General features: G+C 71.8%; 17 protein-coding genes and 1 pseudogene. 8 read left to right on the top strand and 10 right to left on the bottom strand.

Going from position 1 to position 23,030, the window contains the following annotated elements:
- Positions 1 to 116 precede the first annotated feature (116 nt).
- Both AB0J71_RS42115 and AB0J71_RS42110 read right to left on the bottom strand, forming a co-directional pair.
- Positions 117 to 896 carry a neutral zinc metallopeptidase gene (locus tag AB0J71_RS42115; protein ID WP_352327640.1) on the bottom strand — a complete coding sequence of 260 codons (780 nt, stop codon included), beginning with the start codon at positions 894 to 896 and terminating at the stop codon, positions 117 to 119.
- 407 nt (positions 897 to 1,303) lie between these two features.
- On the bottom strand, positions 1,304 to 2,818 hold the full coding sequence (locus AB0J71_RS42110) for a DNRLRE domain-containing protein (protein WP_364419716.1): 1,515 nt from the start codon (positions 2,816 to 2,818) through the stop codon (positions 1,304 to 1,306).
- 178 nt (positions 2,819 to 2,996) lie between these two features.
- Here AB0J71_RS42110 and AB0J71_RS42105 point away from each other — a divergent pair, with 178 nt between their 5' ends.
- Positions 2,997 to 6,182, top strand: coding sequence for an RHS repeat-associated core domain-containing protein (locus tag AB0J71_RS42105; RefSeq protein ID WP_364419714.1), 3,186 nt, complete (start codon positions 2,997 to 2,999; stop codon positions 6,180 to 6,182).
- Between the two features lie 973 nt (positions 6,183 to 7,155).
- On the opposite strand, the gene AB0J71_RS42100 is transcribed toward AB0J71_RS42105, so the two are convergent.
- Positions 7,156 to 7,548: a hypothetical protein gene (locus AB0J71_RS42100; protein ID WP_352327643.1), complete on the bottom strand. Its 393-nt coding sequence runs from the start codon at positions 7,546 to 7,548 to the stop codon at positions 7,156 to 7,158.
- 127 nt (positions 7,549 to 7,675) lie between these two features.
- Between AB0J71_RS42100 and AB0J71_RS42095 the strand changes: the two genes are divergently transcribed.
- From AB0J71_RS42095 to AB0J71_RS42085, 3 genes are all read left to right on the top strand, one after another.
- Complete coding sequence (locus AB0J71_RS42095) at positions 7,676 to 8,575, top strand: SDR family NAD(P)-dependent oxidoreductase (RefSeq protein ID WP_352327644.1); 900 nt, start codon at positions 7,676 to 7,678, stop codon at positions 8,573 to 8,575.
- A gap of 9 nt (positions 8,576 to 8,584) precedes the next feature.
- Positions 8,585 to 9,154 (top strand): TetR/AcrR family transcriptional regulator, encoded by a 570-nt coding sequence (locus AB0J71_RS42090; protein ID WP_364419712.1) that lies wholly within the window; start codon positions 8,585 to 8,587, stop codon positions 9,152 to 9,154.
- 200 nt (positions 9,155 to 9,354) lie between these two features.
- On the top strand, positions 9,355 to 9,543 hold the full coding sequence (locus tag AB0J71_RS42085) for a hypothetical protein (protein ID WP_364419709.1): 189 nt from the start codon (positions 9,355 to 9,357) through the stop codon (positions 9,541 to 9,543).
- Here the strand turns inward: AB0J71_RS42085 and AB0J71_RS42080 are convergent.
- The 3 genes from AB0J71_RS42080 to AB0J71_RS42070 are packed head-to-tail and all read right to left on the bottom strand — an operon-like array spanning position 9,540 to position 14,385.
- Entirely contained in the window at positions 9,540 to 10,913 is a 1,374-nt protein-coding gene (locus AB0J71_RS42080) for a serine hydrolase domain-containing protein (protein WP_364419707.1), read from the bottom strand. The two genes, AB0J71_RS42085 and AB0J71_RS42080, sit on opposite strands and share 4 nt — an antisense overlap.
- Positions 10,910 to 12,985, bottom strand: coding sequence for a DPP IV N-terminal domain-containing protein (locus AB0J71_RS42075; protein ID WP_364419705.1), 2,076 nt, complete (start codon positions 12,983 to 12,985; stop codon positions 10,910 to 10,912). Before AB0J71_RS42075 ends, AB0J71_RS42080 begins: the two co-directional genes overlap by 4 nt.
- Positions 12,982 to 14,385, bottom strand: a complete 1,404-nt coding sequence (locus tag AB0J71_RS42070; RefSeq protein WP_364419703.1) for an MFS transporter — start codon at positions 14,383 to 14,385, stop codon at positions 12,982 to 12,984. Before AB0J71_RS42070 ends, AB0J71_RS42075 begins: the two co-directional genes overlap by 4 nt.
- A 130-nt stretch (positions 14,386 to 14,515) precedes the next feature.
- On the opposite strand from AB0J71_RS42070, the gene AB0J71_RS42065 reads away from it, so the two are divergent.
- Together AB0J71_RS42065 and AB0J71_RS42060 are read left to right on the top strand one after the other, a co-directional pair.
- Positions 14,516 to 15,691, top strand: coding sequence for a histidine kinase (locus AB0J71_RS42065; protein ID WP_364419701.1), 1,176 nt, complete (start codon positions 14,516 to 14,518; stop codon positions 15,689 to 15,691).
- The gene (locus tag AB0J71_RS42060; RefSeq protein ID WP_352327845.1) at positions 15,688 to 16,341 is read left to right on the top strand and encodes a response regulator transcription factor; all 654 of its coding nucleotides are present in this window, start codon (positions 15,688 to 15,690) and stop codon (positions 16,339 to 16,341) included. Before AB0J71_RS42065 ends, AB0J71_RS42060 begins: the two co-directional genes overlap by 4 nt.
- Positions 16,342 to 16,442: 101 nt before the next feature.
- On the opposite strand, the gene AB0J71_RS42055 is transcribed toward AB0J71_RS42060, so the two are convergent.
- Positions 16,443 to 17,714: a serine hydrolase domain-containing protein gene (locus tag AB0J71_RS42055; protein WP_364419699.1), complete on the bottom strand. Its 1,272-nt coding sequence runs from the start codon at positions 17,712 to 17,714 to the stop codon at positions 16,443 to 16,445.
- A 951-nt stretch (positions 17,715 to 18,665) separates the two neighbouring features.
- On the opposite strand from AB0J71_RS42055, the pseudogene AB0J71_RS42050 reads away from it, so the two are divergent.
- A pseudogene (locus tag AB0J71_RS42050) lies at positions 18,666 to 18,866 on the top strand (IS701 family transposase); the annotation flags it as partial.
- A 158-nt stretch (positions 18,867 to 19,024) separates the two neighbouring features.
- On the opposite strand, the gene AB0J71_RS42045 reads toward AB0J71_RS42050, so the two are convergent.
- From AB0J71_RS42045 to AB0J71_RS42035, 3 genes are all read right to left on the bottom strand, one after another.
- Complete coding sequence (locus AB0J71_RS42045) at positions 19,025 to 20,674, bottom strand: hypothetical protein (protein WP_364419696.1); 1,650 nt, start codon at positions 20,672 to 20,674, stop codon at positions 19,025 to 19,027.
- Between the two features lie 95 nt (positions 20,675 to 20,769).
- A complete protein-coding gene (locus AB0J71_RS42040) occupies positions 20,770 to 21,177 on the bottom strand; it encodes a hypothetical protein (protein ID WP_352330904.1) in 408 nt (135 codons plus the stop codon).
- Positions 21,178 to 21,620: 443 nt separating this feature from the next.
- Entirely contained in the window at positions 21,621 to 22,532 is a 912-nt protein-coding gene (locus AB0J71_RS42035; protein ID WP_364390182.1) for an SDR family oxidoreductase, read from the bottom strand.
- Between the two features lie 121 nt (positions 22,533 to 22,653).
- Between AB0J71_RS42035 and AB0J71_RS42030 the strand changes: the two genes are divergently transcribed.
- Positions 22,654 to 23,030 (top strand): TetR family transcriptional regulator (locus AB0J71_RS42030; RefSeq protein ID WP_364419694.1); only part of this gene is annotated, 377 nt, incomplete at its 3' end.

The raw sequence follows: 23,030 nt of genomic DNA, 5'->3' as shown, positions 1-23,030 counted from the left end.
CACGGTCATTGAAGACGCCAGGCCACGGCCCTTTCCGCCGGATCTTTCCCGAGGACTACGGCAACCCTCCTATGGCGATCAGGCTGTTTTGGACAGCCGGGCCGGGGTGAATCGCGTCAGGAGACCTTGGACGAGGCTGCCGCCCAGGTGTTGCAGGAGGCCGGGTCGGCGGTGCGGAAGCCGGCCTTGACCCACCGCTTGCGGTTGGCGGCCTTGCCGTACTCGGCGGAGTCGCGGTAGAAGGACGCCGCAACCTTCTCCCAGTCCCGCTCGGTCTTGCCCGGCAGCGGCCAGACGCTCTTGGTGAAGGCCGCGCCCAGGCATTCGGCCTGCTGGTGGATGCGCCGCCCCTGCTCGAGGTGCTCGGCTTTGCTGGCGGCTCTGAGGTTCTCGCCGGCGTCGTAGAGTCCGGCCTGCTTCTGCACGTGGTAACTGTAGGTGCCGGCGACCGTGTTGAAGAGATCGAGGCCGGTGATTGGCCCGAGGAGCCAGTACTTGCCGATCTTGAAGGACAGCGTGCGGTCCCAGTCGCAATACCACACCTCGGACGCCTGGATCGTCCTGCCGTCCTCGGACCCGCAGTAGTTCTTCGGCAGGCGGGTCACGTACCGCACCTTGACCGGCTCATAGGGCAGGCCGGCCTTCTGCAGGTGCTGTCCCCAGGTGTTCTCCAGGCAGCGCAGGGCCTCGTTGATGTAGGTGCGGGCCTCGGCGGGCGTGGTGGGCTCGTCCGGCAGGTTGTCACAGGTCGTGGTGGGCAGCGGCCCGGCCTGGTACAACGCGTTCTTGACGAGCACGGGGTTCGTCACGGGATACGCCGAGGCGTGCGCGGCCGCCGTGACGGTCAAGGGGGTGAGGACGACGCAGGCGAGTGCCGCGATCTTGAGGGGCTTCACGATGGGCGACAATAGGGCTTGCGGGGTTGGAGCGCCATATCGGTACCGGCCCGGAGCCGAAGCCATTGATCCGCGACGCACGCCGGACCAAACAGCTGAGCCCACACCAGCCGCAGCCTCGGCGCCACGATCGCCGCTCGTGCGGTCGGGCCTCGTCTCACCGCGCTCCGGCAGCGGTCTCCTCCAGCCACCGCCGCGCTGCTGTGCAGCCGGTCTGCGTGGCCTGGCATTCCGGGCAGCGGCACCCGTACTGGCTGTACGTCCGTGGCGAGCCGTGCCGCAGCGACGGATCGCGCCGTTCCGGTGGCACCCCTGGAGAGGCCCGACGGAGTGGTCAGCCAGGCAGCTGGCCTGACCCTCAATTTCGTCAGGCGTCAGCTCTCACCGCCTCGGCACCGCCCGGACGATCAAGCGCCGCGCTCACCGGCCCCCGCGGTGGGCGAGGTCGGGACGCCCGTTCCGGGCAGGCGGACGTAGCGGTAGCCCGTCCAGGGGCCGGTGTCGGTGCCGTCGTCGCCCCTGACGCGCCAGCGGTACAGGACGTCCGGTCGCAGCAGTGCCCGGTCCACGGTGACCGTGCCCGGCCGTCCGGCTCGGGTCGAGGCACTGCCCCGCCAGATCACCATGCCCGTACTCGTACTCGTGCCGTGGGCCGGAGCCACGGAGAGCTCGAACTCGGCGTCCAGCCATTCGCCGTCGGGGTCGGCCACGGCGGCGCTCAGGGTCAGCGAGGTGCCGATGGACTGACCGAGCATGGACGGAGTCCCGGGGACGGCGTTGTAGACGATGTCGAGCCGGGGCGCCGCGCCCTCTTCGCCGCGCTCACCGGCGTAGAACCTGCGCCAGGCGTGCGGGTCGTCCTCGTCGTGGGCGCGTACCTGGAGGCCGTCCTCGGGCTCGCCGGCCGTCCACGCCCGGACGATGCCGGTGACATCGAAGCGCAGGTAGCCACCATCGCAGTGCGGGCCGCCGTGGGCGGCGCGGCTGACCGCCGCTCCCTCGGTGGTGGTGCCGGGCTGGCGGCCAGGCGTGAGAGTGCTGTCCGACCAGGAGGAGGTCACGCGGCGGACCTCGATCCCCCCGTCCAGGGCGGCCCCACAGCCGGGTGAGGCGTGGTTCCAGAGCAGCAGCCGGGCGCTCTTCACGCGCCTGCCCGTCGCCGGTGGCAGGTCAAAGGCGAGATAAGCGCGGTACGAGGCCCCCGCCTGGAGCGTCGTGCCCGTGGCCAAGACGCGGTCGCCGGAGACCGACACGTCGAGCCTGGCGGCCACCTCGACGTTGGCGGCGGGGGCGGCCTTGGCGGGTGCGAGCGGCGCCGCCCGGGTGGGAGGGAAGGCGGGCGCGGGATGGTGCGGCGGTCGTGTGGTGCTCACGGAGTATCCCCATACCAGAACGCCCACCAGAAGGATCGCCGTCATGGTGTGGCGCCGCGTCCGCCGCCCCGGCGAGGAGCCCTTCACCTCGCGCGGGACCGTCGCAGGAGCACCACCGACGACCTCCGGGACGGCGGCGGGGACCGTCGTGGGAGCTCCGGGGTCCGGTGAGGGCGGCGGGGGAGGGGGCTGGCCGGTGGCGGGGCGGGCCAGGCGGCGCCAGGCGGTGACCCAGCGCTCCACCTCGGGGCCGCTACTCGCCGGGTCGCCGCAGGACGCCAGGCAGGCCCCGACGAACCCCCGTACGAACTCCAGCTTGGGCAGCCGAGGCAGGCCGCGCCCGGTGAGCACGTACGACATCGTGCTCGGCGCCAAGGCGTGCACCTTCGCCCCCGAGGGCGCGACAACGAGGCCGCCGAGCTGGCGCAACCGCCGCAGGGACGGGTTGCCGCACCACAGCCGCAGCTCGTTGAGAAGGGCGACATAGTCGTCCGGAGTGCGGGCCTGAGAGGGATCGGGTGCCCGGTCGGCGAGACGATGATCGGTCATCGGCGTCCCCTGTGGCGTCTGCCGGCTGACGAAGGTACGTGCTGATCGCTGTGCCGCCGCCAGATCTACCCGGACGAGAGCGTGCAATACCGTCCATTTCTGTTCCATCCCTTGCGGCGGTCCAGACCTGGGCTGATCTTCAGGTGTCCCCACCCCCTCCGTGAAGGAGTTCGCGCCCATGCGCCTGCGAACGCTGTTGTGCGCCGGTGTCGTCACCGCGCTCATCACCGCTCTGGCCCCAGCCGCGCCGGCCGCGGCCTTCTGGCCGCCGCAACCTGACCCTCCCGTGGGCACCGGCCCCACACGCAACGGCACCTTCCTCACCTACCAGGTCTCCGACCACGTGGAGGTGAAGGTCAACGTCGGCTCGGGCAACGCGCTCGTACGCACCGCGGACCTGACCCAGCCCGCGCTCAGCCGCACCGTCACACTCGGGGCCGTCTACAACAGCCTGCTGCTCGGTCACGGCATGGACGAGGGCCTGCTCGGTAACGGCTGGCGTACCCGCGAGGGGTTCGAGCAGCAGTTGTTCGAGGCCGAGGACGGCGCGGTCCTGCTGGTGGACGGTGACGGCGTGAACGGGAAGTTCACTCTCAAATCGGGCTCGACCACCTCCTACGCCTCGCCCAAGGAGTTCAAGGCCGACCTCACCAAGAACTCGGCGGGCGACTGGACGCTCACCTACCACGACGAGGGCCGCAAACTGCTGTTCGACAGCTCAGGACGGCTCGACTCCAACAAGGATCGTAACGGCAACTACACCCACTTCTCCTACGTCGACGGCGACCCGGTGGACGTCGAGTTCATCGCGCGCGGCACTCTGTCGGCCGCGGCCGCCCGCGCGGCGGCGGGCGACGACCCCGGCCTGGTGTACGTCACCACCAACGCCGACGGCACCATCAGCGGATACCGGCAGAGCGACGGCACCGGCACCACCCGCACCGTGACCTACGCCTACAACTCCGGCAAAGAACTCGCCTCGCTGACCGACCCCACAGGTGCACGCGTCGAGTTCGGCTACGCCTCCGGCCACCTGCTCACCTCGATCAGGAACGCCCGGGGCAAGGAACTGCGGCTGGCCTACGACGCCGACCGGCGGGTGACCTCCGTCACCCAGGTCAACGACTCCGGGGCACCCTCGATCACCAGGCTGACCTATCCTTCCGCCACGCAGACCCTGGTGGCCGACGCCGGTACCGATCAGGCGCAGCCCGTCTCCTCGGTGCCGCACACAACGTACAAGGTGAACTCCTCAAGCAAGCGGATCACCGAGACGACCGACCCGGCAGGGCACACCCGCAAGCGGGCGTACACACCCTTCTTCGACGTGGCCTCGTCGGTCACGGCCACGGGCGGCACCACAACCAACACCTACGGCGCCAACAACGGCGAATCGATGACCACCAGCAAGGCCGCGACCGGCGCCACCACCACGCTCGCCTACGCCAACCCGGCCACCTCGACCAACCCGACCGCCGCCTTCCAGCCCTCCTCCTTCACCGACCCGCAGAAGAACAAGACGACGCTGACCTACAACGGCGCCGGCAACCTGAGTTCCTCCGCAGACGCAACGGCCGCCAAGGCCAAGGTGGACTACAACGACGACGGCACCGTCAAGTCCTCCACGGACCCCAAGAACGGCAGCAACTCCACCACGTACGCCTACGACACCGACCCGTGGGACGGCACCCCGTTCCGTACCCTCACCAAGATCACCCCGCCGACCGGCAACAGCCTCGGCGTACGGACCTTCACCTACGACGGCTTCGGCCGCCTGCTCACCGGCACCGACGGCGCCGGCCGCAAGGCCAGCTACGAGTACGACCTGAGCGACCGCATCACCCGGGCCTCCTTCTCCGACGGCACCCCCGCCGTCGCCTACGTCTACGATGCGGCGGGCAACCTCACCACCCGCACCGACGCCTCCGGCGCGACCACCTGGGCCTACGACGCCCGCAACCAGGTTCTCACCCGGACCTCCGCCTCCGGCGGAGGCACTCTGCGCTACGCCTACGACCTGGTCGGCAACCTGATCTCCCTCACCGACGGCCGCGGCACCACCACCTACGCCTACGACAGCCGCAACCTCATGTCGTCCATGACCGGCGCGAGCGGCCACAAGTGGCGCTTCACCCATGACGACGACGGCCGCCGTACCGGCACCTCCTTCAACTCCCCCGACGACTCCCACTACGCGCTGCGTACCAAGACCTCCTACGACGATTCGGGCCGGATCAAGCGCATCACCTCCACCCGCGCCTCCTCGGACTCCGACGTCGTCTCCGACCTCTCCTACTGCTACTCGGCCGGCACGCCCTGCGCCACCACCTCGGGCAACGACAGCGATCTGCGGTACTCGGCCAAGGACGAGCAGAGCGGCGAGGTCACCGTCTACAGCTACGACAAGGCCAACCGGCTGACCAAGGCCACGAACGTCCACGGTCACGACTACACCTACACCTACGACGCCGACGGCAACCGCACCACCGACAGCAAGGACGGCGCCCAGCAGCACTCCTACACCTTCAACTCGGCCAACCAGATCGACGGCGACAACGCCGCCTTCGACGGTGCGGGCAACCAGACCACCAGCGGCTTCCTCGGCACCATGACCTACAACGCCGCGGGCCAGCTCACCAGCCGCGGCAAGGACGGCACCACGACCACCAACCGCTACGCCGACCGCGGCAACACCGAGCTCGTGTCCGCGGGCGCCTTCAGCCTGGTCTACGGCAAGAGCGACCAGAACGAGCAGCCGTGGCTGCAGTCGTACGCCAACGGCTCGGTCACCAACTACGTGGAGCGGGACGGCCGCGGCACCCCGCTCGGCCTGATCAGCTCCTCCGGCGCCTACGCTTACGTCCTGGACGCCCTCGGCTCGGTCACCGCGGTCGTCGACGCGTCCGGCACGGTGGCGGCCACCCACTCCTACGACGCCTACGGCCAAACCGTCGCCACCACCGGCAGCGTGCCAGGCACCAACATCCTGCGCTACGCAGGCGGCCTCAACTTGGCCCCCGACATCTCACCGGTCAAACTGGGCCAGCGCTGGTACAACTCGGCCACCGGCCGCTTCACCCAGCAGGACTCGCTGACCTTCCTCGGCGACACCAAGCGCGGCAACCGTTACGCCTACGCCGCCTGCAACCCGGTCAACTACACCGACCCGACCGGGCGGGTGCTCAGCGAGACCCAGAACTGCGCCGTACAAGGGTTGATCTGGGGCGGGGCCGCCGCCCTGGCGGGCGGCATCGCCGGAGCCTTCAGCGGAGGTCTCGGCATCGCGGTCGGCGTCATCGGAGGCTTCACCACCGGGCTGGCCGCCGGCGCGGGAAGCTGCCTGGTCTCCTACGCCTCCGAATGACACCCTCCACGCGGGCACGGCAAGCGAAGACATGTCCCACGGGGCACTGAGCTCCTGCCGGCACGTGCGGGCCGCCGCAAAGCGGACCCGCACGTGCGCCGGACGCGATCGTCCGGCGCGCAGCCCCCGGGAAGCGCCCGCGGGTTCCAGTCCTCGTCGTAGCAGGCCCCCGCTCGGGTCGGCAGGCTGCGGCCGACGCTGCTCACCGGGGATGGCACTGGGCCACTGCCAGCATCGTCATCGGCCTCGTATGCCTGGTGGCGACGCCCCTGCTCCTACCACGAAGGAAATGCGTGCCGCGGCCGAAATCCTCGAGGGAACGAAGAGGCTCCCAGCCGAGACAGACGTGGAGATCGAGTGCAGCGACACCGTGTTGGCGATCACCCGCCGGCGGTCGCTGTGGGGACCGCTCAGTCGTCATGAAGTCCTCCGACAAGGAGCGGGAGGAGGCGTTCAACGAAAGCGCGTTATCGTGGCTTCTTGCCATCTTGTCGCAGGTCAGAGACCGATGAGCTTGTCAGGCACGTCAGGCACGTGGGCCGGGTTCTCACAGCACGCGGTGTGGCCGCGATCCAGCTCACCATGATCGACGGTCAACTCCGGTACCGAAGTACTCAAGCACGTCAGATTCCGCGCCGTTCCCGCCTCCGTAAGTTGGTGGTCACAAGAGAGCAGGATCACTGAGGAGAACGACATGAGCGACATGAACGAGTTAGTCCAGCGCTACCTCGCCGCGTGGAACGAGACCGACGCCGCCGCGCGGCAGGCCGTCCTGGCGGAGGTCTTCGCGCAGGACGCGGTGTACACCGACCTGCTGGTCTCCGTGCGGGGCAGGGACGGGCTCGACGCCACCATCGCGGCGGCCAGGGGGTGCGCCTCACCGAGGCCGGCCGGCGTTTCCTGGAGCCCGCCCGGCAGGCGCTGGCCGCCGCCGACATGGCCGCCCTCCCCGCGATTGTCCTCCGCCGGTTCCCTACCAGAGGGTGGACGGTCCCGCGAGGACCCAGCCGGCGTCCGTGGGCTTGACCCAGAAGCCCAGCGACACCTCGATCGTCCGCGCGCGGTAGGTGACCTCGGCGCAGACATGGCTGTCGGTGTGACCCCAGCGGATGCCTCCCAGGTCGAGCTCGCCGAGCCAGGACAGGTCCCGCTCCTCCTCGCCGGCGGCGGGGCCGCGATCCGCCTCCTCCGCATCGGCGTCCGCTCCGGCCGAGCCCGTCCACAGCGCCCTGAGCACGTGCCGGATCGAGGAGTGGTCGACGAGCTGCTCGGCCTCGGCGATCCGCCCGGCCCGGAGCAGGCCGAAGTAGCGGCGGACGACCGCCTCGACGTCGGTTCTGCCAGGGCGCTCCGTCCATGTCCGCACCGCGCGATCATAAGCGGCTGCCGGCCTGCGGTCCCCCACAGGCCCCCCGCGTAAAGCGGATGGGTCATCCGGATAGGTGCTACAGTGCCAATAAATGGATGACTTATCCGGTATGAGGGGGCAGGGCATGAACAGGACCGCTGTGGTGACGGCCGGGACGGGCGGGATCGGGCTGGAGACGGCGTCGGGGCTGGCGAGGGCGGGGTTCGCGGTCACCGTGGTCGGCCGTGACGCCGGGCGGGGCGCGCAGGCGGTCGAGCAGATCAACGCCGCGGGGGCGGCCCACCCCGCCCGGTTCCTCGCGGCCGACCTCGGCTCGCTCGACCAGGTCCGCATGCTCGCCGCGCGGATCACCGACGCGCATCCGGAGCTGACGGTGCTGGTCAACAACGTCGGGGCGATGTTCCCCGACCGGCAGGAACGCGACGGGGTCGAGGCGTCGTTCGTCGTCAACCACCTCTCGCCGTACCTGCTGACCGAGTTGCTGCTGCCCGCCCTCGCCGCCGGAGCCCCGAGCCGGGTCGTGAACGTCACCTCGGGCGCGGTCGTCGCGGCCAAGCGGGTGTTCGACGCCGCCGAGCCGCCTGGCGGCTACTACGGCTTCCACTGGTACGGCCGCGCCAAGCTCGCCAACCTGGCCTACACCCTCGACCTGGCCGCACGCCTGGACGGCACGGGCGTGTCGGTCTTCGCCGCCGACCCGGGCGGCGCCGCGACCGGCATGACCGACGGCACCATGACCGACCCGAAGATCGTCTCGCCCGCCCTGCGGCTGCTGTGGCCGCTGGTGCGCCGCAGATTCGAACGCTCGACGTCGGGCCCGGCCTCCGCCGCCGCCCGGTCGTCCGTCGTCGCCGCCACCGACGAGGCACTGAAGGGCCGGACCGGGGTGGTCATCGGCCCGCACGGCGGCCCGGCCGCGCCCTTCCGCGTGGCGACAGACCCCCGCATCGCCGACGCGGTACGCGCGCTGAGCGAACGCCACGCGCCGCTGACCCGGCCGCAACTGGATGGACGATCCGGTTAACCTGGGCCCATGACGACGCCACTGCGCAAGGACGCGGCCCGCAACTGGGACAGAATCGTCACCGTGGCCCGTGCCCTGGTCGACGAAGGCGTCCCCTTGCAGCTCAACGACGTCGCGCGCCGCACCGGCGTCGGGGTCGGCACCGTCTACCGCCACTTCGCCACGCCCGAGGCGCTGCTGGAGACCGTCGCCACGCCGTGCCTGGAAGCCCTCGCCGCCCACGGCGAGCGGGCGCTGGCCGAGGCCGACGCCTGGCGCGCGCTGGAGGGCTTCCTGATGCGTACCGTCGAGGCCCAGGTGAGCGACGCCTCCCTGGCTCCGGTCGCCGCGGCGCCGGCCGACGCGCTGCCGCGTACGACGGAGCTGAAGAAGGCGTTGTGGTCGGCGGGCGACACGCTGCTCCGGCGAGCGCGGGAGGCCGGAGCGGTCCGGCCAGGCCTGGCCGCCGACGACCTCGTCCCGCTGATGTGCGGCGTCGCCTACGCCGCGCAGGTGCACGGCGGGGCGACCGCCGACCGGGCCGCCACCGCCCGCCGCTACCTCGCCACGCTGCTGGAGGGCCTGCGGGTCACGCCGTGAACCAGGGCGAACGTGAGCCGATGAACTATCGGTCCTTCGGCCGATGCGGCCGGTCCGAAAGGCCGATGGCGGGGGCCGGTGGGCCGGAGACGATCTAGATCATCAAATGGCCCCCTCTCGTCACGGGCTTGGCGCTGATCGCGGCAGCGGTCCCGGCGGCACCCGCCGCCGGGACGGCCCAGGCGAGCCGAGCAGTACGCGTGACCAGTAAGGACGCGATCGACTGGCGAGCCTGCGGGAAGGAGCCGGGAGCCGAGTGCGGCACCCTCGCCGTGCCGGTGGACTGGGCGAAGCCGGACGGGCCGCAGGTCTCGCTGAACATGACGCGACGCAAGGCCACCGGACAACGGATCGGGGCGCTGTTCTACAACCCCTCCGTGCCGGTCTAGCCGGCAGTCCGGCCCAACGGTCCTCGCAGGGGATCGCGTACGTTCAGCCGTCCGGTGTGCAGGTAGCGGGCCCGGCCGTCGTCGTCGCCGACGAAGGCGACGGCCGCGTGCGTCCCGCCTCTCGCCTGCGCGAACACGAAGGTGTCGCCGCGCAGCCTGGCCAGCTCGAACGTCTGCGGCGCGCCGTGCTCGGCCATCGCGCCGAGCGGCGTGACGGTCACCCACAGCCGGCCCTCGGCGTCGCCGGTCACCTCCCATGCCGTCACCTCCGAGACGTAGCGCCCGGCGTAGCGGCCGACGTCGAAGGGTAGCGGGGGCACGGGCGGCTTCACGGGCGGCGGCGCGCTGATCCCGGCCAGGCGGCCGAGCACGGGCGTCAGCAGCTCGGCCACCAGCGGGTCGGGGTCGCCGCCGTTCGTCAGCAGCACCGCGGCCACCCCCGCCTCCGGTACGAGCTTCAGCGTGGCGGCCTGGCCGGGGGTGGAGCCGTCGTGCCCGACGACCGTGCCGCCCGCCCATTCCTGCACCTCCCAGCCGAGACCCCAGCTGGAGGGCCGGCCGAGGTCGGGGAGGGCGACCTGCGGCTCCCGCATCGTCCTGGCCAGTTTCGCGGGCAGCACCTGCGCGCCGTCGGCCAGATGGGCGCGGGCGAAGGTCAGCAGATCTGCGGCGGTCATCGCCAGGCTCGCGCCCGCCGGGTCGTTCGAGCGCATCAGCGACCAGGTGGAGACCGGCTCGCCGGCGGCGTGCCCGACCGCCGTCCCGTACAGGATGGCCTCGTCGGCGCTGGTGGCGGTGTGCGTGAGCCCCAGCGGGCCGATCAGGTGCGCGCGCAGCGCCGCGTTGAACGGCAGGCCGCGCAGGACCTCGACGACACGCCCGAGGACGACGTACCCGGCGTTGTTGTACGACCAGATCGCGCCCGGCGGCGACAGCTGCGGCACGTCGGCGAGCAGCGCGACCAGCTTGTCGACCGCGTCGTCACCCCTGCCGGTGTCGGCGAAGACGTCTCCCTCGAACCCGCCGGTGTGCGCCAGCAACTGCCGGATGGTCACCGGCTCCGGCAGCGCGAGCCCGGGCAGCACCGACTGCGCGGTCTGGTCGAGGTCGAGCCGTCCCTCGCCGACGAGCTGGAGCACCAGGGTCGCCGTCCACGCCTTGGTGATCGAGCCGATCTGGAACAGGGAGTCGGTCGTGACGGGCTGGCCCGTACGGGTGTTGAGGACTCCCGTAGCGGCGGCGGCCACCTCCGCGCCAGCGGTGGAGCCGGCGGTGAAGGCGAGGACCGCGCCGGTGACGCCGTGCTCGCCGGCCAGCGCGTGGAGATCGGCCCGCAGATCGGGGAGCAGGTCGGGAAGGGCGGCGCTCATGCGGCGGCTCCGAAGGTCGGGTCGATGCGGTATCCGGCGGGCGGCTCCGCGCCGATCAGGTGGCGGGTGAGGAAGTCCCAGGTGCGGCGCAGCACGTGCGCCTCCGCGTGCAGGTAGCCGTGGGCGGCGTTGGGCACCATGAGCATCTCGAAGTCGGTATCGGCCTCGACCAGCGCATTGACCAGCCGCAGCGACAGGCCGGGATGGCAGTTGTCGTCCATCTCGCCGAAGATGATCAGCAGCTTGCCGGCGAGCGCGCCGGCGTGCGGCAGCATCGAGCCCGCGGCGTAGTCCTGCGGCGGCGGCCCCTGGTACGTCTCGCCCCAGACGGCGTAGTAGCCGTCGTGCTCGTAGTCGCCCGCTGAGGCGACGCCCACGTGGAAGAAGCCGGGATGGGTCAGCATTGCTCTGGCCGTGGCCGCGCCGCCGCCGGAGTGCCCGGTGATCCCCACCCGCTCCAGATCGAGGTAGGGCCGTTCGGCGGCGAGTTGCGTGATCGCCGCCACGTGGTCCTCCAGCCCGGCCGTCACCGCCGGGTCGCCGTAGGAGACGTCCTGGAACGCCTTCCCCCGGTATGGCGTGCCGCGCCCGTCCAGCACCACGACGGCCATGCCGAGCGCGGCCAGCGACGGCGCGCCGCCCGCCGGATCGAGCAGCCACGGGTCGAGCGTGTAGCCGCGCAGGGTGGTGCGCAGTTGCCGGGTGATCTGCGGCCCGTTGTAGATCGAGTCGAGGACGGGATACCGCTTGCCCGGGTCGAAGTCGCCCGGCAGGAACAGCAGCCCGTGGACGTCGGTGACGCCGTCGGCGGCCTTGACGGTGAAGCGTTCGGGCGCCCGCCACCCGGCCTTCTCCAGCAGACTGAGGTCGGCCTGCTCCAGCTGCATGACGAGCGCTCCGGCTGCGTCGCGCAGCACGGTGACGCTCGGCGTGCCGGGTGTGGCGTAGGTGTCGACGAGCCATCGGCCGTCGGGGGAGACGTGGACCTGGTGGTCGGCGTCCTCGTGGGTGAGCACGGTGACCTCGCCCCCGTCCAGGTCCGCGCGGCACAGGCGGCGGTCGTAGGGGTTCGACCCGTGCCCGCCCGACAGGAACAGCACCTGCCTGGCCGTCCAGTCGACCTGAAGCAGCTCGCGGACGAGCCATTCTCCGGTGGTGACGGCGTTCGCGAGCTCGCCGCCTCGGTACAGGTACAGGTGGCCCCAGCCCGACCGGTCGGAGTACCACAGCACCTCCTCGCCGCGGGTGCGCACGAGGGGCGCGACGACGATCGTCGGGGCCGTTGCCACCACCGTCTCGGCGTGCTCCTCCAGGACGACCTCGACGCGGCCGGTCCTGGCGTCGACGCGGTGGAGTACGGCTCCCCGGTTGCCGCGGGTGCAGTGCAGCAGCCACAGCGTGTCGTCGTCCTCCCACCAGATCCGGTCGAGGTTGAGCGGGGCGTCGTGCGTGAACGGCAGCGGCCCGAGCGCGACGTCGACCCGCTCGCCCGTCTCCGCGTCGAAGATCGCGTGCGTGACCGTCGGCAGCGGGTCGCCGGGCATCTCGTAGTGCAGGGTGTGCGCCAGCGGACGGCCGCCGCCCGGGGGGCACGACTGCGTGATCGTCAGCGTGGGCACGTGCCGCTGGTCCACGCGGTGGGTGACGAACCGGCGGCCGTCGGGCGCCCAGGCCAGCAGCGGGGGCGTGGTCATGCCCTGCTGGGCGGCGACGATCGGCATCCGGTTCTGGTCGCTCGGCAGGCCGTAGGCGTGGCCGGGCTCGCCGTCGCGGGTGACGCGCGTACCGTTCACCAGCAGGTCGCCGGCCTCGCAGGTCACGGTGAAACGGCCGTCGGGCGAGGTCTGGGCACCGGTGAGCTCGGGCGGGAGCACCGGCTCGGCGGCCGGGGCCGGGCCCTCCACCCGTTCCTTCCGTTCGGGGAAGACCCTGACCTGGCGGGGGCCTTCGGGGGTGCTCACCAGGTACCAGAAGGAGTCCTCCTCCCAGACCGGCGTCACGGCCGAGCGGTGCACGAGCTTCGCCTCCCGCGAGACGTGCAGCGCCTCGGCGCGGCGATAGGCGTCGATCACTTGGTTTCTCCGATCGCGTGGTCGATGAGGGCGTCGAGATCGCCCATGAGGGTCTTGCGGATGGTCGCGATGAACCATGACCCGAGGACCGCGGGGACGAGCAGCAACAGCAGCGCGCCGCGCAGGTCGAGGAAGGCGGTCGCCAGGGCCAGCAGCCCGGCGCCCACCAGGCCGCCGGCCGCGATGATCAGACCGAGCGCGGCCATGGCGTGCGGACGGTCGGCGGGCCGTACGACCGAGAGGGCGCCGATGAACAGGCACGGCCCGATCACCGCGAGGAAGGCCTGGCCCAGCGCCAGCAGGGCCAGCATCACCCACAGCACGGGCACCACCGCGGACAGGGCGAACGCCGTGGCCGCCGCGGCCAGCGCCGCGCCCGACAGCGCCATGAACCGCGCCGGACCCGCCCGGTAGGCCGCCTCCGCCCTGGTCCCGAAGGCGGCCAGCGCCGCGATCGAGACCGCGGCGGCGGCGCCGGTGAACAGCCCGCGCTGGCCGGGCGTGAGCGCGTACTCCTGCTCCAGCAGGGTCGAGACCACCACCCCGTACGGCGCGGCCAGCGCCCCTACCGCGGTGAAGCCGACGCACATCCGGCGGACGGTCGGGATGCGCAGAGTCCGCGCGAACGCCGCCCGGAATCCGCCGAACTCCGCCGTCCCCGCGTCCGCGGCCGGTACGGCGCTGCCCGACCTGGCCTGGAGCTCGGCCACGTCCCAGCGGCCCAGCACGGGCTCGCGCAGCCGCAGCGCGTACAGGCAGGCCGCCAGCGACAGCCCGCCGAACGTCGCGAACACCGCCCGCCAGTCCATGCCGAGCCACGACACCAGTCCCGCCACGACCAGCGGCGCGAGGACGCCGGCCAGCGGTGACGAGGCCGAGTACAGCGACATGACCCGCATGCGGGCGGGCGGCGGGTAGGCGTCCACGAGAAGCGGCGGGTGCAGCACCGCCACCGTGCCGGTGGTGGCCCCGTTGACCAGCATCAGCACGGCCAGCGAGACGGGCCCGGCCACCGATCCGGTGAACAGCGTGGTCAGGCTCCAGGCGAACCCGGTGCCCACCGCCAGCCGTACCCGATGGGGGTGGCGGCGCAGCAGGGCCGCCACCGCGAACGGGGCGATCCCCGTCGCCACGCCCTGAGCGGCGACGATCCCCGACAGCGAGCCCGCGTCCATCCCGAGCGAGGCGGCGATCTCGGGCGCGAGCACGCCGAACACCTGGGTCTGGAAGTTGTCCACCACGGCCAGCACGGTCAGCGCGACCAGGAACGACAGGCCGACGCCGTGCTCCCTGAGCGTGCGCAGCAGGGGAGCGGTGTCGCCCTCCTTGCCGGTGACGCCCAGGATCGCGCGGGCGTCCTGCCTGGTCAGGGAGGCGTGTTCGCCTGGAAGATCGTTCACGCATCGAGGATCACGCGACGCGGCAGGCCCGCACGAGCGCCGAACGGGGGCTGTCCTGTGGGGATCGTAGGCACCGGCATCCTACTTTCGTCGGATCCTTCCGGCCTGCGCGGATCGATAGCGTGGCGGTATGAACGCGCGGGTCAGAAGGCTGTCGGGGGACGTCGCGCTCGCCACGGCCGTGGGCGTGGTGGGCGTCGGCAGTGATCTGGCCATCAGCGGCGCGGTGCCGATGGCGCTGGTGCCCGACGTGCCCTGGCAGGGGCTGTGGGTGCAGGCCGTGGCAGCGGTCGCGCTGCTCGGCCGGCGGCGCTTCCCCCTCGCCGTCGCGCTGGCGATGATCCCGCTCGGCTTCGTCGAGGTGCCGGTGGCGATGCCGTTCGCGCTGTACTCGCTCGGCGCCCACCGCGGCGACCGGCGGCTGCTCGTGGCGGTGGCCGGGCTGGCGCTGGTCGTCCTGAGCCACCTGTGGGAGGCGCCCGACCTCGCCACGGCCCTGAACCTCGTCGCGATCTGCGGCCTGGTAGTGATCCCCGCGACGCTGCTCGGCCTCTACGCCGACAGCCAGCGGCGGCTCAACACCGCGCTCGCCGAACGCGCCGAACGCGCCGAACACGAGCAGCGGTTGCTGGTCGAGCAGGCCAGGCTGGAGGAACGCACGCGGCTGGCCCGCGAGATGCACGACGTGGTCACCCACCACGTCAGCCTGATGGTGCTGCAGGCCGGCTCGTTGCGGATGGCCGCGCCCACGCCCGAGGTGCGTACGGCCGCCGAGGAGCTGCGCGCCACCGGCCGGCGCGCGCTCGGCGAGCTGCGTGAGGTCGTCGGGGTGCTGCACGACCGGCAACCGGCCGATCTCGCCCCGCCGCCGACGCTGCTCGACGTCTCCCGCCTGGTCGCCGAGTCGGGGCTGCCGGTGTCGCTGAGCCAGGACGAGCGGATCGAGCTGTCGGCGCCGCTCGGCCGTACCGCCTACCGGGTGGTGCAGGAGGCGCTGACCAACGTGCGCAAGCATGCGCCGGGCGCGCCGGTCTCCGTCCGGCTGAGCCCTCGGGACGGCGGGGTCCGCGTCGAGGTGCGCAACCATCCGGCCGACCCGGCGCGCGCCGAGCCGATGCGCCTGAGCCTGCCGTCGTCCGGCACCGGGCTGCTCGGCCTGCGGCAGCGGGTGGAACTGGTCGGCGGCGCGTTCGCCGCCGGGCCGACCGAGACGGGAGGATTCGAGGTGCTGGCGACACTGCCGGCCAGACTGCCCGGGCAACTGCCCGGACACCTGCTCGGAAAGGGGAGGGGAAGCGCCCGATGATCAGGGTCCTGCTTGTGGACGACGAGCGGATGGTCTGCGCCCACCTGCGAGCGATCCTGTCCCGCGCCGCCGACATCGAGGTGGTCGGTGAGGCGCACGACGGCGCCGAGGCCGTCGAGGCGATCGTCCGGCTGGCGCCGGACGTCGTGCTGATGGACATCAGGATGCCCGGCGTCGACGGCCTGACGGCGACCGAGCGAGCCTGCCGGCTGCCGCGCCCACCGAAGATCATCATCCTGACCACATTCGACCTCGACGAGTACGCGGTCCGGGCGCTGCGCGCGGGCGCGGTGGGCTTCCTGCTCAAGGACACCGACCCCGAGGACATGACCGGCATCGTCAGGGTCGCCGCCGACGGGCACGCCGTCGTCTCGCCCGAGCTGACCAGGCGGCTGGTGGCGGCCTTCGCCCCCGCCGAGCCCGCGAGGCGGGCCGCCAGGCGACTGGTCGACAGCCTGACCGAGCGCGAGACCGAGGTGCTGGTCTGCCTGGCCGAAGGGCTGTCCAACTCCCAGACGGGCAGCAGGCTCTACCTCAGCGAGACGACGGTCAAGGGCTATGTGTCACGGCTGCTCGGCAAGCTCGGCTGCGCCAACCGCACCCAGGCCGCGCTGCTGGCCCACGACGCGGGGCTGGTCGGCCGGGCCTGAGCCCGCGACGCCGGACTGGTCGGGCGGGCCTGAGCCCGCGACGCCGGACTGGTCGGGCGGGCCTGAGCCCGCGACGCCGGGCCGGTCGGCCGAGCCTGGGCTCAGGCGATGCGGCGGGCGGCGAAGCCGCCGTTGAGCAGGCGTACCGCCCGGCCGTCCTGGACCGCGAACGCCAGATCCCAGCCCCGCCCGCCGGACAGGTCCTGCTCGGGCAGGAACCGGTGCTCGTCCAGCGGCAGCAGCGCCACCGGCGGGCTGACGGCGCCCGAGGCCACGTCCTCCAGCGTGATCGTCAGCACCCCGTCCACCGAGGTCACCTCGTAGCGCAGGTCGCAGGCGGCGTATCGGCCCTCGTACGGGCCCGCGTCGGCGGTGAGCCGCGTCACCGGCTCCACGTCCACGGCACCGGCTCCCAGGAGCTCGCGGGTCACGGCGGCCGCAAGCGGATAGCCCGCGTGCGGGCTGTTGCACACCACCGCGACGACCACGCCGGTGGACGGCACCCACAGCAGCGTCGAGGAGCCGCCCAGGTTCGTCCCGCTGTGACCGAGCACGGTCGTTCCCCCGAGATCGCGCTGGTAGGGCCCCAGGCACCAGCGGTCGGCGAACCTCCTGGTCGGCAGCGACACCTGCGGCGCCTGCATGGCGGCGCACGCCTCCGCCGACAGCACACCGGCCCCCGCCCGTACGAACAGCTCGCCGAACCTGACCAGATCGGCGGCCGTGGAGCACAACGTGCTCCCCGCGGGCCCCGAGGCGCGCGAGAACGTCCACGGCCGTACCACCGATCCGTCGGGCGCGTGCCCGACCGCGACCCGGTGATACGGCAGCTCCTCCCACGACGTCAGGCTCTCGCGCAGCCCCAGCGGCTCCAACACCCTGCGCCGCAACGCCTCGTCCCAGCTCGACCCCGTCAGTCGCGCCACCAGCGCGCCCGAGACGACGGTGGAGGCGTTGCTGTAGGAGTAGCCCTCACCCGGGGCGAACAGCATCGGCATACCGGACAGCGTCGCCAGGTAGTCGGCCGGGTCGTCGTAGAACCCGTTGTCGATCCCGCTGGTCATGGACAGCAGGTGACGGGCCGTCACCGACGCGGTGGCGGCGGCGTCGGACAGCCGCAGCTCCGGCAGCCGGCGTACGACCGGCGCGTCCAGGTCCAGCACACCCTCGTCGACCAGCGTCATCACCAGCACCGCGGTGTGCAGCTTGGTCGTCGAACCGATCTGGATCAGCGTGCGGGGGTCCATCGGCGTGCCCAGCTCGGCGTTGGCGACCCCAGTGGCGGCCTCACGCAACTCGCCGTCGGCGAGCACGGCGACCTGCGCGCCGGTGACACCCAGGCGGCGAGCGGCCTCGGTCAGCATCTCTTCCATGGCGACCGAGTCTCGGCCGCCCTGCCGTGCCCGATCAAGGAGATGGCGGGCGAAGCCGACCTTCGGCACGGCAGGACCGTACTTTGGTGGGCGTTCGAGCGCGGCGGGCGGGGACGGTCAGCTGGGCTGGCCGGTGGGCATGATGGTGACCTGCTGGAGGTTCGCCCGGGGCGGCAGGCTCGCGATGAACCCCACGGTCTGCGCGACGTCCTGCGGCGTGAGCCACTCCATCGTCACCTTGGAACCCTCCGCCCACGCCCGCGCGCCCGGCATCGAGCAGACAGCAGACCTTAGCCCACGGGGGCTCCCACATCGGCACCCCGCCGACGCGGAGTGAACGTCGTTCACCCTGATCAGCCTCGCAGTCACGTGGTGTCTTCAGCGGCCCCCCATGGGAAGACCAGCATCGGCCACGTGCCCTCAAAACTGTCGGGCATCCTCAATCAACTGATCCTGCTTCCTGGCCGGGACATGCGGGGGCGTAGGCGCGACCTCGACTCGCCTACGCCCCCGAACCTTCGCCGCACAGGGCTCACACAAGAAGCTCACCAGCATGAATCTGTGTCAGGGACTTCACCCTCCTCGTCCGCGGCCGACCTACCGAAAGGAACACCCATGCCCTTCTCCGGCAAGGCAGCGCTCGCCACGCGAGCACTGGTCGCGCCCTACACCACACCGCCGCCACCGCCGCCCGCCACCGTGGCCGGCTGACGTCGGAGCGGCTTAGACGGCCTGACGGCGATCGTCGGTCGAAGCGGCCCGTTGACGAAGGAGTTGATCCACGTGGTCGAGACCAGGCCCCGAAGCCCCGGCCATCCCGCTACGAAGCCGATCATGGGGGACATCAACTACCTACAGGCAAGGGGGCAGGAGAAGTGAAGTTTCGTCGGCATGAGGACCATGAGATTCCGGCACGGCTCACGCCGGCCGAGCGCCGCCTGGTGCGGGGCATTGGTCAAGATCGCCGGTATCCGCTGGGCGGGCGAGGAGTCCTTCCAAGCCGCCAAGGGCCAGGTCGGGCTGGACCACTACCAGGTCCGCGGCTGGACGGCCTGGCAGCGGCACATCACCCTGGCCATGCTCGCCCTGGCCCTCCTGACAGCCAACGCCGCCGCCCAACCGCCCAGGGTCACCGACGACCGCATCCCTTGACCTTGCCCGAGACCCGCCGGTTGCTGACGGCACTCGTATCGCTCGACGTGCAGGAGCGCGGTCGCGGCCGAGCCTTTGGCCAGTGACTGCCGCTCCACCTCGCGCGGTCGGATTCCGGCCGAGGTGCCCGGCCCGGCGGCCGGGCACCGGTTGTCCGGTTACTTGACGATGATCTGATGGGTGGCCTGGGCCGGTCCGGTGCCGCCGTCCCCCGCGTAGCTCGCGAGGTAGCTGTACCTGCCGACGCTGGCGGGCGTGTCGGTGAACGTGTACGTGCCGTCGGCGTTCACCCTCACCGCCGGGAGCTTGACGGTCTTACCGCTGGTGCCCTTGACGTACAGGGTGCGCTGCACGGTGAGCGTGGCCCCCGGAGAGGGCTGCCTGCCGCCCTCCGTCAGGACGCCGCTCAGCTCCACGGCCGTGCCGGCGACGCCGGACTGTGGCCCTGTCAGGGTGAGCGCGGCTTCGCGCTTGACCGTCACGAGGCCGGAGACGCTACTGCGGCGGTGGCCGTCGTCGCCGTCCCAGAACACCCAGTAGATCACCTCGCCGACGTACGGCGGCAGCTCGAAGACGGGCGTGTCCTGGAAGGTGAACGTGCCGTCCTGCCGCGTCGTCACGCCGGTGATCGGCAGTTTCGTCCAGCCGGGCAGGTACTGGATCACCGTGAGCGGCCTGAGCCCCAGTGCCTCGCCATCGGCGCCGGTGAGCCGCCCCTCGACGGTGATCGGCGAGCCGACGTACGCGACTGCGGGGGCCGTCACCGTGAGCTTGGTGGCCGGCAGCGCGACGCCCGTCACTCGCCACAGCAGCAGCCGGTCCGTGGAACTGCGCAGCAGCGCGAAGACGTCCGTGCCGGAGAACGCGACGCCGTCCGGGAGCAGTTCGGCGTCGGGCTGGTCGGCCGCGAACAGCTCCGCGCCCGTCGCGGCGTCGTAGAGCGTGAGGTCGGTGCTGCCCCACGGGCCTCCGGCCGCGACGTACGCGCCGTCCGAGCCGAGCGCCACGGCGGACAGGTACCCGTTCCAGCCGGCGCCGTAGGTGCCGGTCGCCGCCAGGGTCCTGGTGTCGTACCTGGAGAGGTGACCGGGAGCGTCGGCCGCGCTGAACAGGGTGCCGCCGTCGGAGCTCAGGGTGAGATCGCGCAGGGAGTCGATGTGCGACTCCTCGCCCTCGATCGTGCCGCGCAGCGCGGGGGCGCCCTCGCCCAGGTCATACACCAGCACGTCGGCGTCGTGCAGGGCGGTCTGGCCGACCACGAGCGTGTCGCCGGCGGCCGCAAGCACGGGCGGCCGCAGGTGCTCGCCCCCGACAGCCACGGGCGCCGGGACGCTCGCGCTGAGATCCAGGCCGACGACGCCGCCGGTGCCGTTGTCGCATCCGTGCCCCACCCACAACCGCTCGCCCAGCAACGCCAGGGTGGACGGGCAGGGGTGGGCCGACAGGTCGATCCGGCGGGTGACGGCGAGGCTCGCGGTGTCGATCTCGGCGACCTCGTTCGAGGCGGTGAGAGCGGCGTACAGGCGGGTGCCGTCCACGTTCACGGCCAGTTGTTGGACGCCGGGCAGGCCGGTGACGACGCCGCCGGTGAGGTTTCCGTCAGTGTCGGCCACGATGATGCGGTCGCCGGCGGGAACGAACACCCGGCCGCCGCCGACGGCCAGGTCCGCGGCGTAGGAGTCGGCGACCCCGAGGTCGGTGGGGGTGCCAGCTGCCGAGGCGGCGGGGGCCGTGACAGTAAGCAGGCCGGTGATCAGGCCGGCGGCGCCGCAGTAAGCGGCTAATCGGCGAACCAGGGATGGAAACACGAGAGCCTCCCGCCAACATGGGAACATGTGTTCTAATAACGTCTCATGGGTGCTCCCACGTCAAGATCATCCGGTCGCGCGACACCAAACCGTGATCAAGCACCCTCCGGCGTTCGAGACCGGAACGATGGTCGGTGCTCGCAGAAGGCGTCGATGCCCAGCGTGGTGGCGTTGGTGCCGTCGGCGTCCATGACCACCAGGTCGCTGCTGGCGGCATAGACGATCTGGGTGCCGCCGGCGGAGAAACCGGCGGGGCCATTGGCCGCATCGGAGCCGCTGGTGAGCTGGGTGACGCCGGTGCCGTCGGGATTGACGGAGTAGATGTCGCCGTTGCCGGTGAGCTGATAGTAGTAGATCTTGCTGTTGGTGCCCGGGAACGCGGCGTGTGCCGGCACAGTGAGAGCGGGCCTGCCCGCCAGCGCCAGCGCCAGAGCGGCGGCCAGGGCAAGCCGGCGGCCGAACCGTCCGCGGGCACGCCGAGATGAGGACAGGGACAAGCGCACTACTTCTCCTCGCCCACCGTCACGGCCCGTCCTGCCGGCCGGAAACATCCGTGACAGTGCTGCCTTGGGGCGAAGACCCACGTCCACTCGGCGCAAACGACGCAGGCGAAGATCGCTCACCTGAACCGGCACGCAAGCGACCAACCCCCTAGCAAGGCAGACGCTCCGCTTGCTCGCGAAGGCGGACGTGACCTGCAGGTCGGGCCTGAGTCGTGCCCGGTCCTCGGCGCCGGCGACGGCCCGTACTCGGCCCCCGGGCAGGCGACAAGCCAGAAGGTGCCCCGGCCGCACCGTCGAGGACTTGTTCCGCGACTGCCTGGACCGGATCGTCCACGGCCCCGCCGTGAGGCCGGCCCCACGCCCTGACCTGCCGGCCGTTCCGTGACACGGCCATGACACCACGCGGGCGCCGTCCCAGCAGGTGCCGTTCCGCAGCGACTTCCTCAGTGCTGCGGGGACCTCAGGTAGTCGCCGTGCTCCAGGTCTTCGAGCAGGGTCGGGTGTACGGGTGACCAGCCGAGCAGCTCCTGCGTGCGGAAACTGGAGACAGGCCCGTCGAACCCGTACGCGACGGCCATGAACGGGCTGACGAAGTGCGTGGCGGCCTCGGCGGGCGTCAGCGAGACCGCAGGCACCCCCAGGCCCCGGGCGATCGTCTCGGCGATGCTCCGCAAGGTGACGCCGCTTTCGGCCACCCCGTGCAGCACGCTGCCCGCGGGCGCCTGCTCCACCGCCAGGCGGAACAGGACCGCCGCGTCGAGCCGGTGCACCGCGGGCCACCGGTTGGTGCCGTCTCCCACGTAGGCGGATACGCCGGTCTTCCGCGCGGTGGCGATGAGCATGGGGATGAAACCATGATCTTCGGGACCGTGAACGGTGGGAGCCAGGCGCACCACGGCGGCGCGTACGTCCCTGGTGGCGAAGTCCAGGCACGCGCGCTCCCCGGCGAGGCGGAAGGCGGCGATCCCGGTGGCGTCGGGCTCGTCCTGCTCGGTGCTCTCCCGGCCGGCGGGCATGACCAGGGTGCCCGAGGTGACGACGAGCGGCTTGCCCGAGTGTTCCAGCGGCCGGCCGAGCGTCTCGATCGCCGTCCGGTCGCGCCTCGTCATGTCGTCGAGAGCGGAGAAGTCGCCGCCGTAGGCCATGTGCAGGACTCCGTCGGCGGCCTCGGCGCCGCTGCGCAGGCTGTCGAGGTCGTCCAGGGAGCCGCGGTGGGGTGTGGCCCCGAGCGAGGCCAGCCGGGCGGCCGCGGCGTCCGAGCGCGCCAGAGCGGTGACGGTGTGACCGGCCGCGATGAGTTCGGTGACGACGGCGGGGCCGGTCTGGCCGGAACCGCCGGTGACGAAGACATGCATGAGACCTTCTCCCTTAATGCCAGTGACTGGCGCTACGTAGCGCCAGTCGCTGACTGTAGGTAACGCCAGTCGCTGGCGTCAAGTAGCGTCAGTCACTGGCATATGCGGTATCCTGCGGAGCGTGCCAAGGAGCGGAGCAGAAGCGCGCCGCCGCCTGCAGCAGGCGGCCCTGGAGCTGTACCGGGAACGCGGGTTCGACCGGACCACCACGGCCGAGATCGCCGCCCGGGCCGGCCTCAACGAACGCACGTTCTTCCGGCACTTCCCCGACAAACGCGAGGTGCTCTTCGACGGCGAAGCCGACCTGCGCGCGTCCCTGGTACAGGCGGTGGCGGAGGCACCCGACGGTCTCCAGCCGCTCGACCTGCTGCTCTACGCCTTCCGCAAGGTCGAGCACCTCCTCGAGGACAACCGCCCCTTCGCCGAACCACGCCTGCAGGTCATCGCGGCGACGCCGGCACTGCGCGAGCGGGACCTGGCCAAGGCCGCGTCGATCGC

The organism is Nonomuraea sp. NPDC049637, assembly GCF_040675235.1.
Taxonomy (GTDB): Bacteria; Actinomycetota; Actinomycetes; order Streptosporangiales; family Streptosporangiaceae; genus Nonomuraea.
Note: the sequence above shows the minus strand (reverse complement) of the source record. Positions and strands in the feature narration are given on the sequence as shown.

What these genes read in the sequence shown, in the direction of transcription:
- AB0J71_RS42065 (WP_364419701.1), top strand. Translation starts at nt 14,516, where the DNA reads ATGAACGCGCGGGTCAGAAGGCTGTCGGGGGACGTCGCGCTCGCCACG.
- AB0J71_RS42035 (WP_364390182.1), bottom strand. Translation starts at nt 22,532, where the DNA reads ATGCATGTCTTCGTCACCGGCGGTTCCGGCCAGACCGGCCCCGCCGTC.
- AB0J71_RS42055 (WP_364419699.1), bottom strand. Translation starts at nt 17,714, where the DNA reads ATGGAAGAGATGCTGACCGAGGCCGCTCGCCGCCTGGGTGTCACCGGC.
- AB0J71_RS42095 (WP_352327644.1), top strand. Translation starts at nt 7,676, where the DNA reads ATGAACAGGACCGCTGTGGTGACGGCCGGGACGGGCGGGATCGGGCTG.
- AB0J71_RS42090 (WP_364419712.1), top strand. Translation starts at nt 8,585, where the DNA reads ATGACGACGCCACTGCGCAAGGACGCGGCCCGCAACTGGGACAGAATC.
- AB0J71_RS42060 (WP_352327845.1), top strand. Translation starts at nt 15,688, where the DNA reads ATGATCAGGGTCCTGCTTGTGGACGACGAGCGGATGGTCTGCGCCCAC.
- AB0J71_RS42080 (WP_364419707.1), bottom strand. Translation starts at nt 10,913, where the DNA reads ATGAGCGCCGCCCTTCCCGACCTGCTCCCCGATCTGCGGGCCGATCTC.
- AB0J71_RS42105 (WP_364419714.1), top strand. Translation starts at nt 2,997, where the DNA reads ATGCGCCTGCGAACGCTGTTGTGCGCCGGTGTCGTCACCGCGCTCATC.
- AB0J71_RS42110 (WP_364419716.1), bottom strand. Translation starts at nt 2,818, where the DNA reads ATGACCGATCATCGTCTCGCCGACCGGGCACCCGATCCCTCTCAGGCC.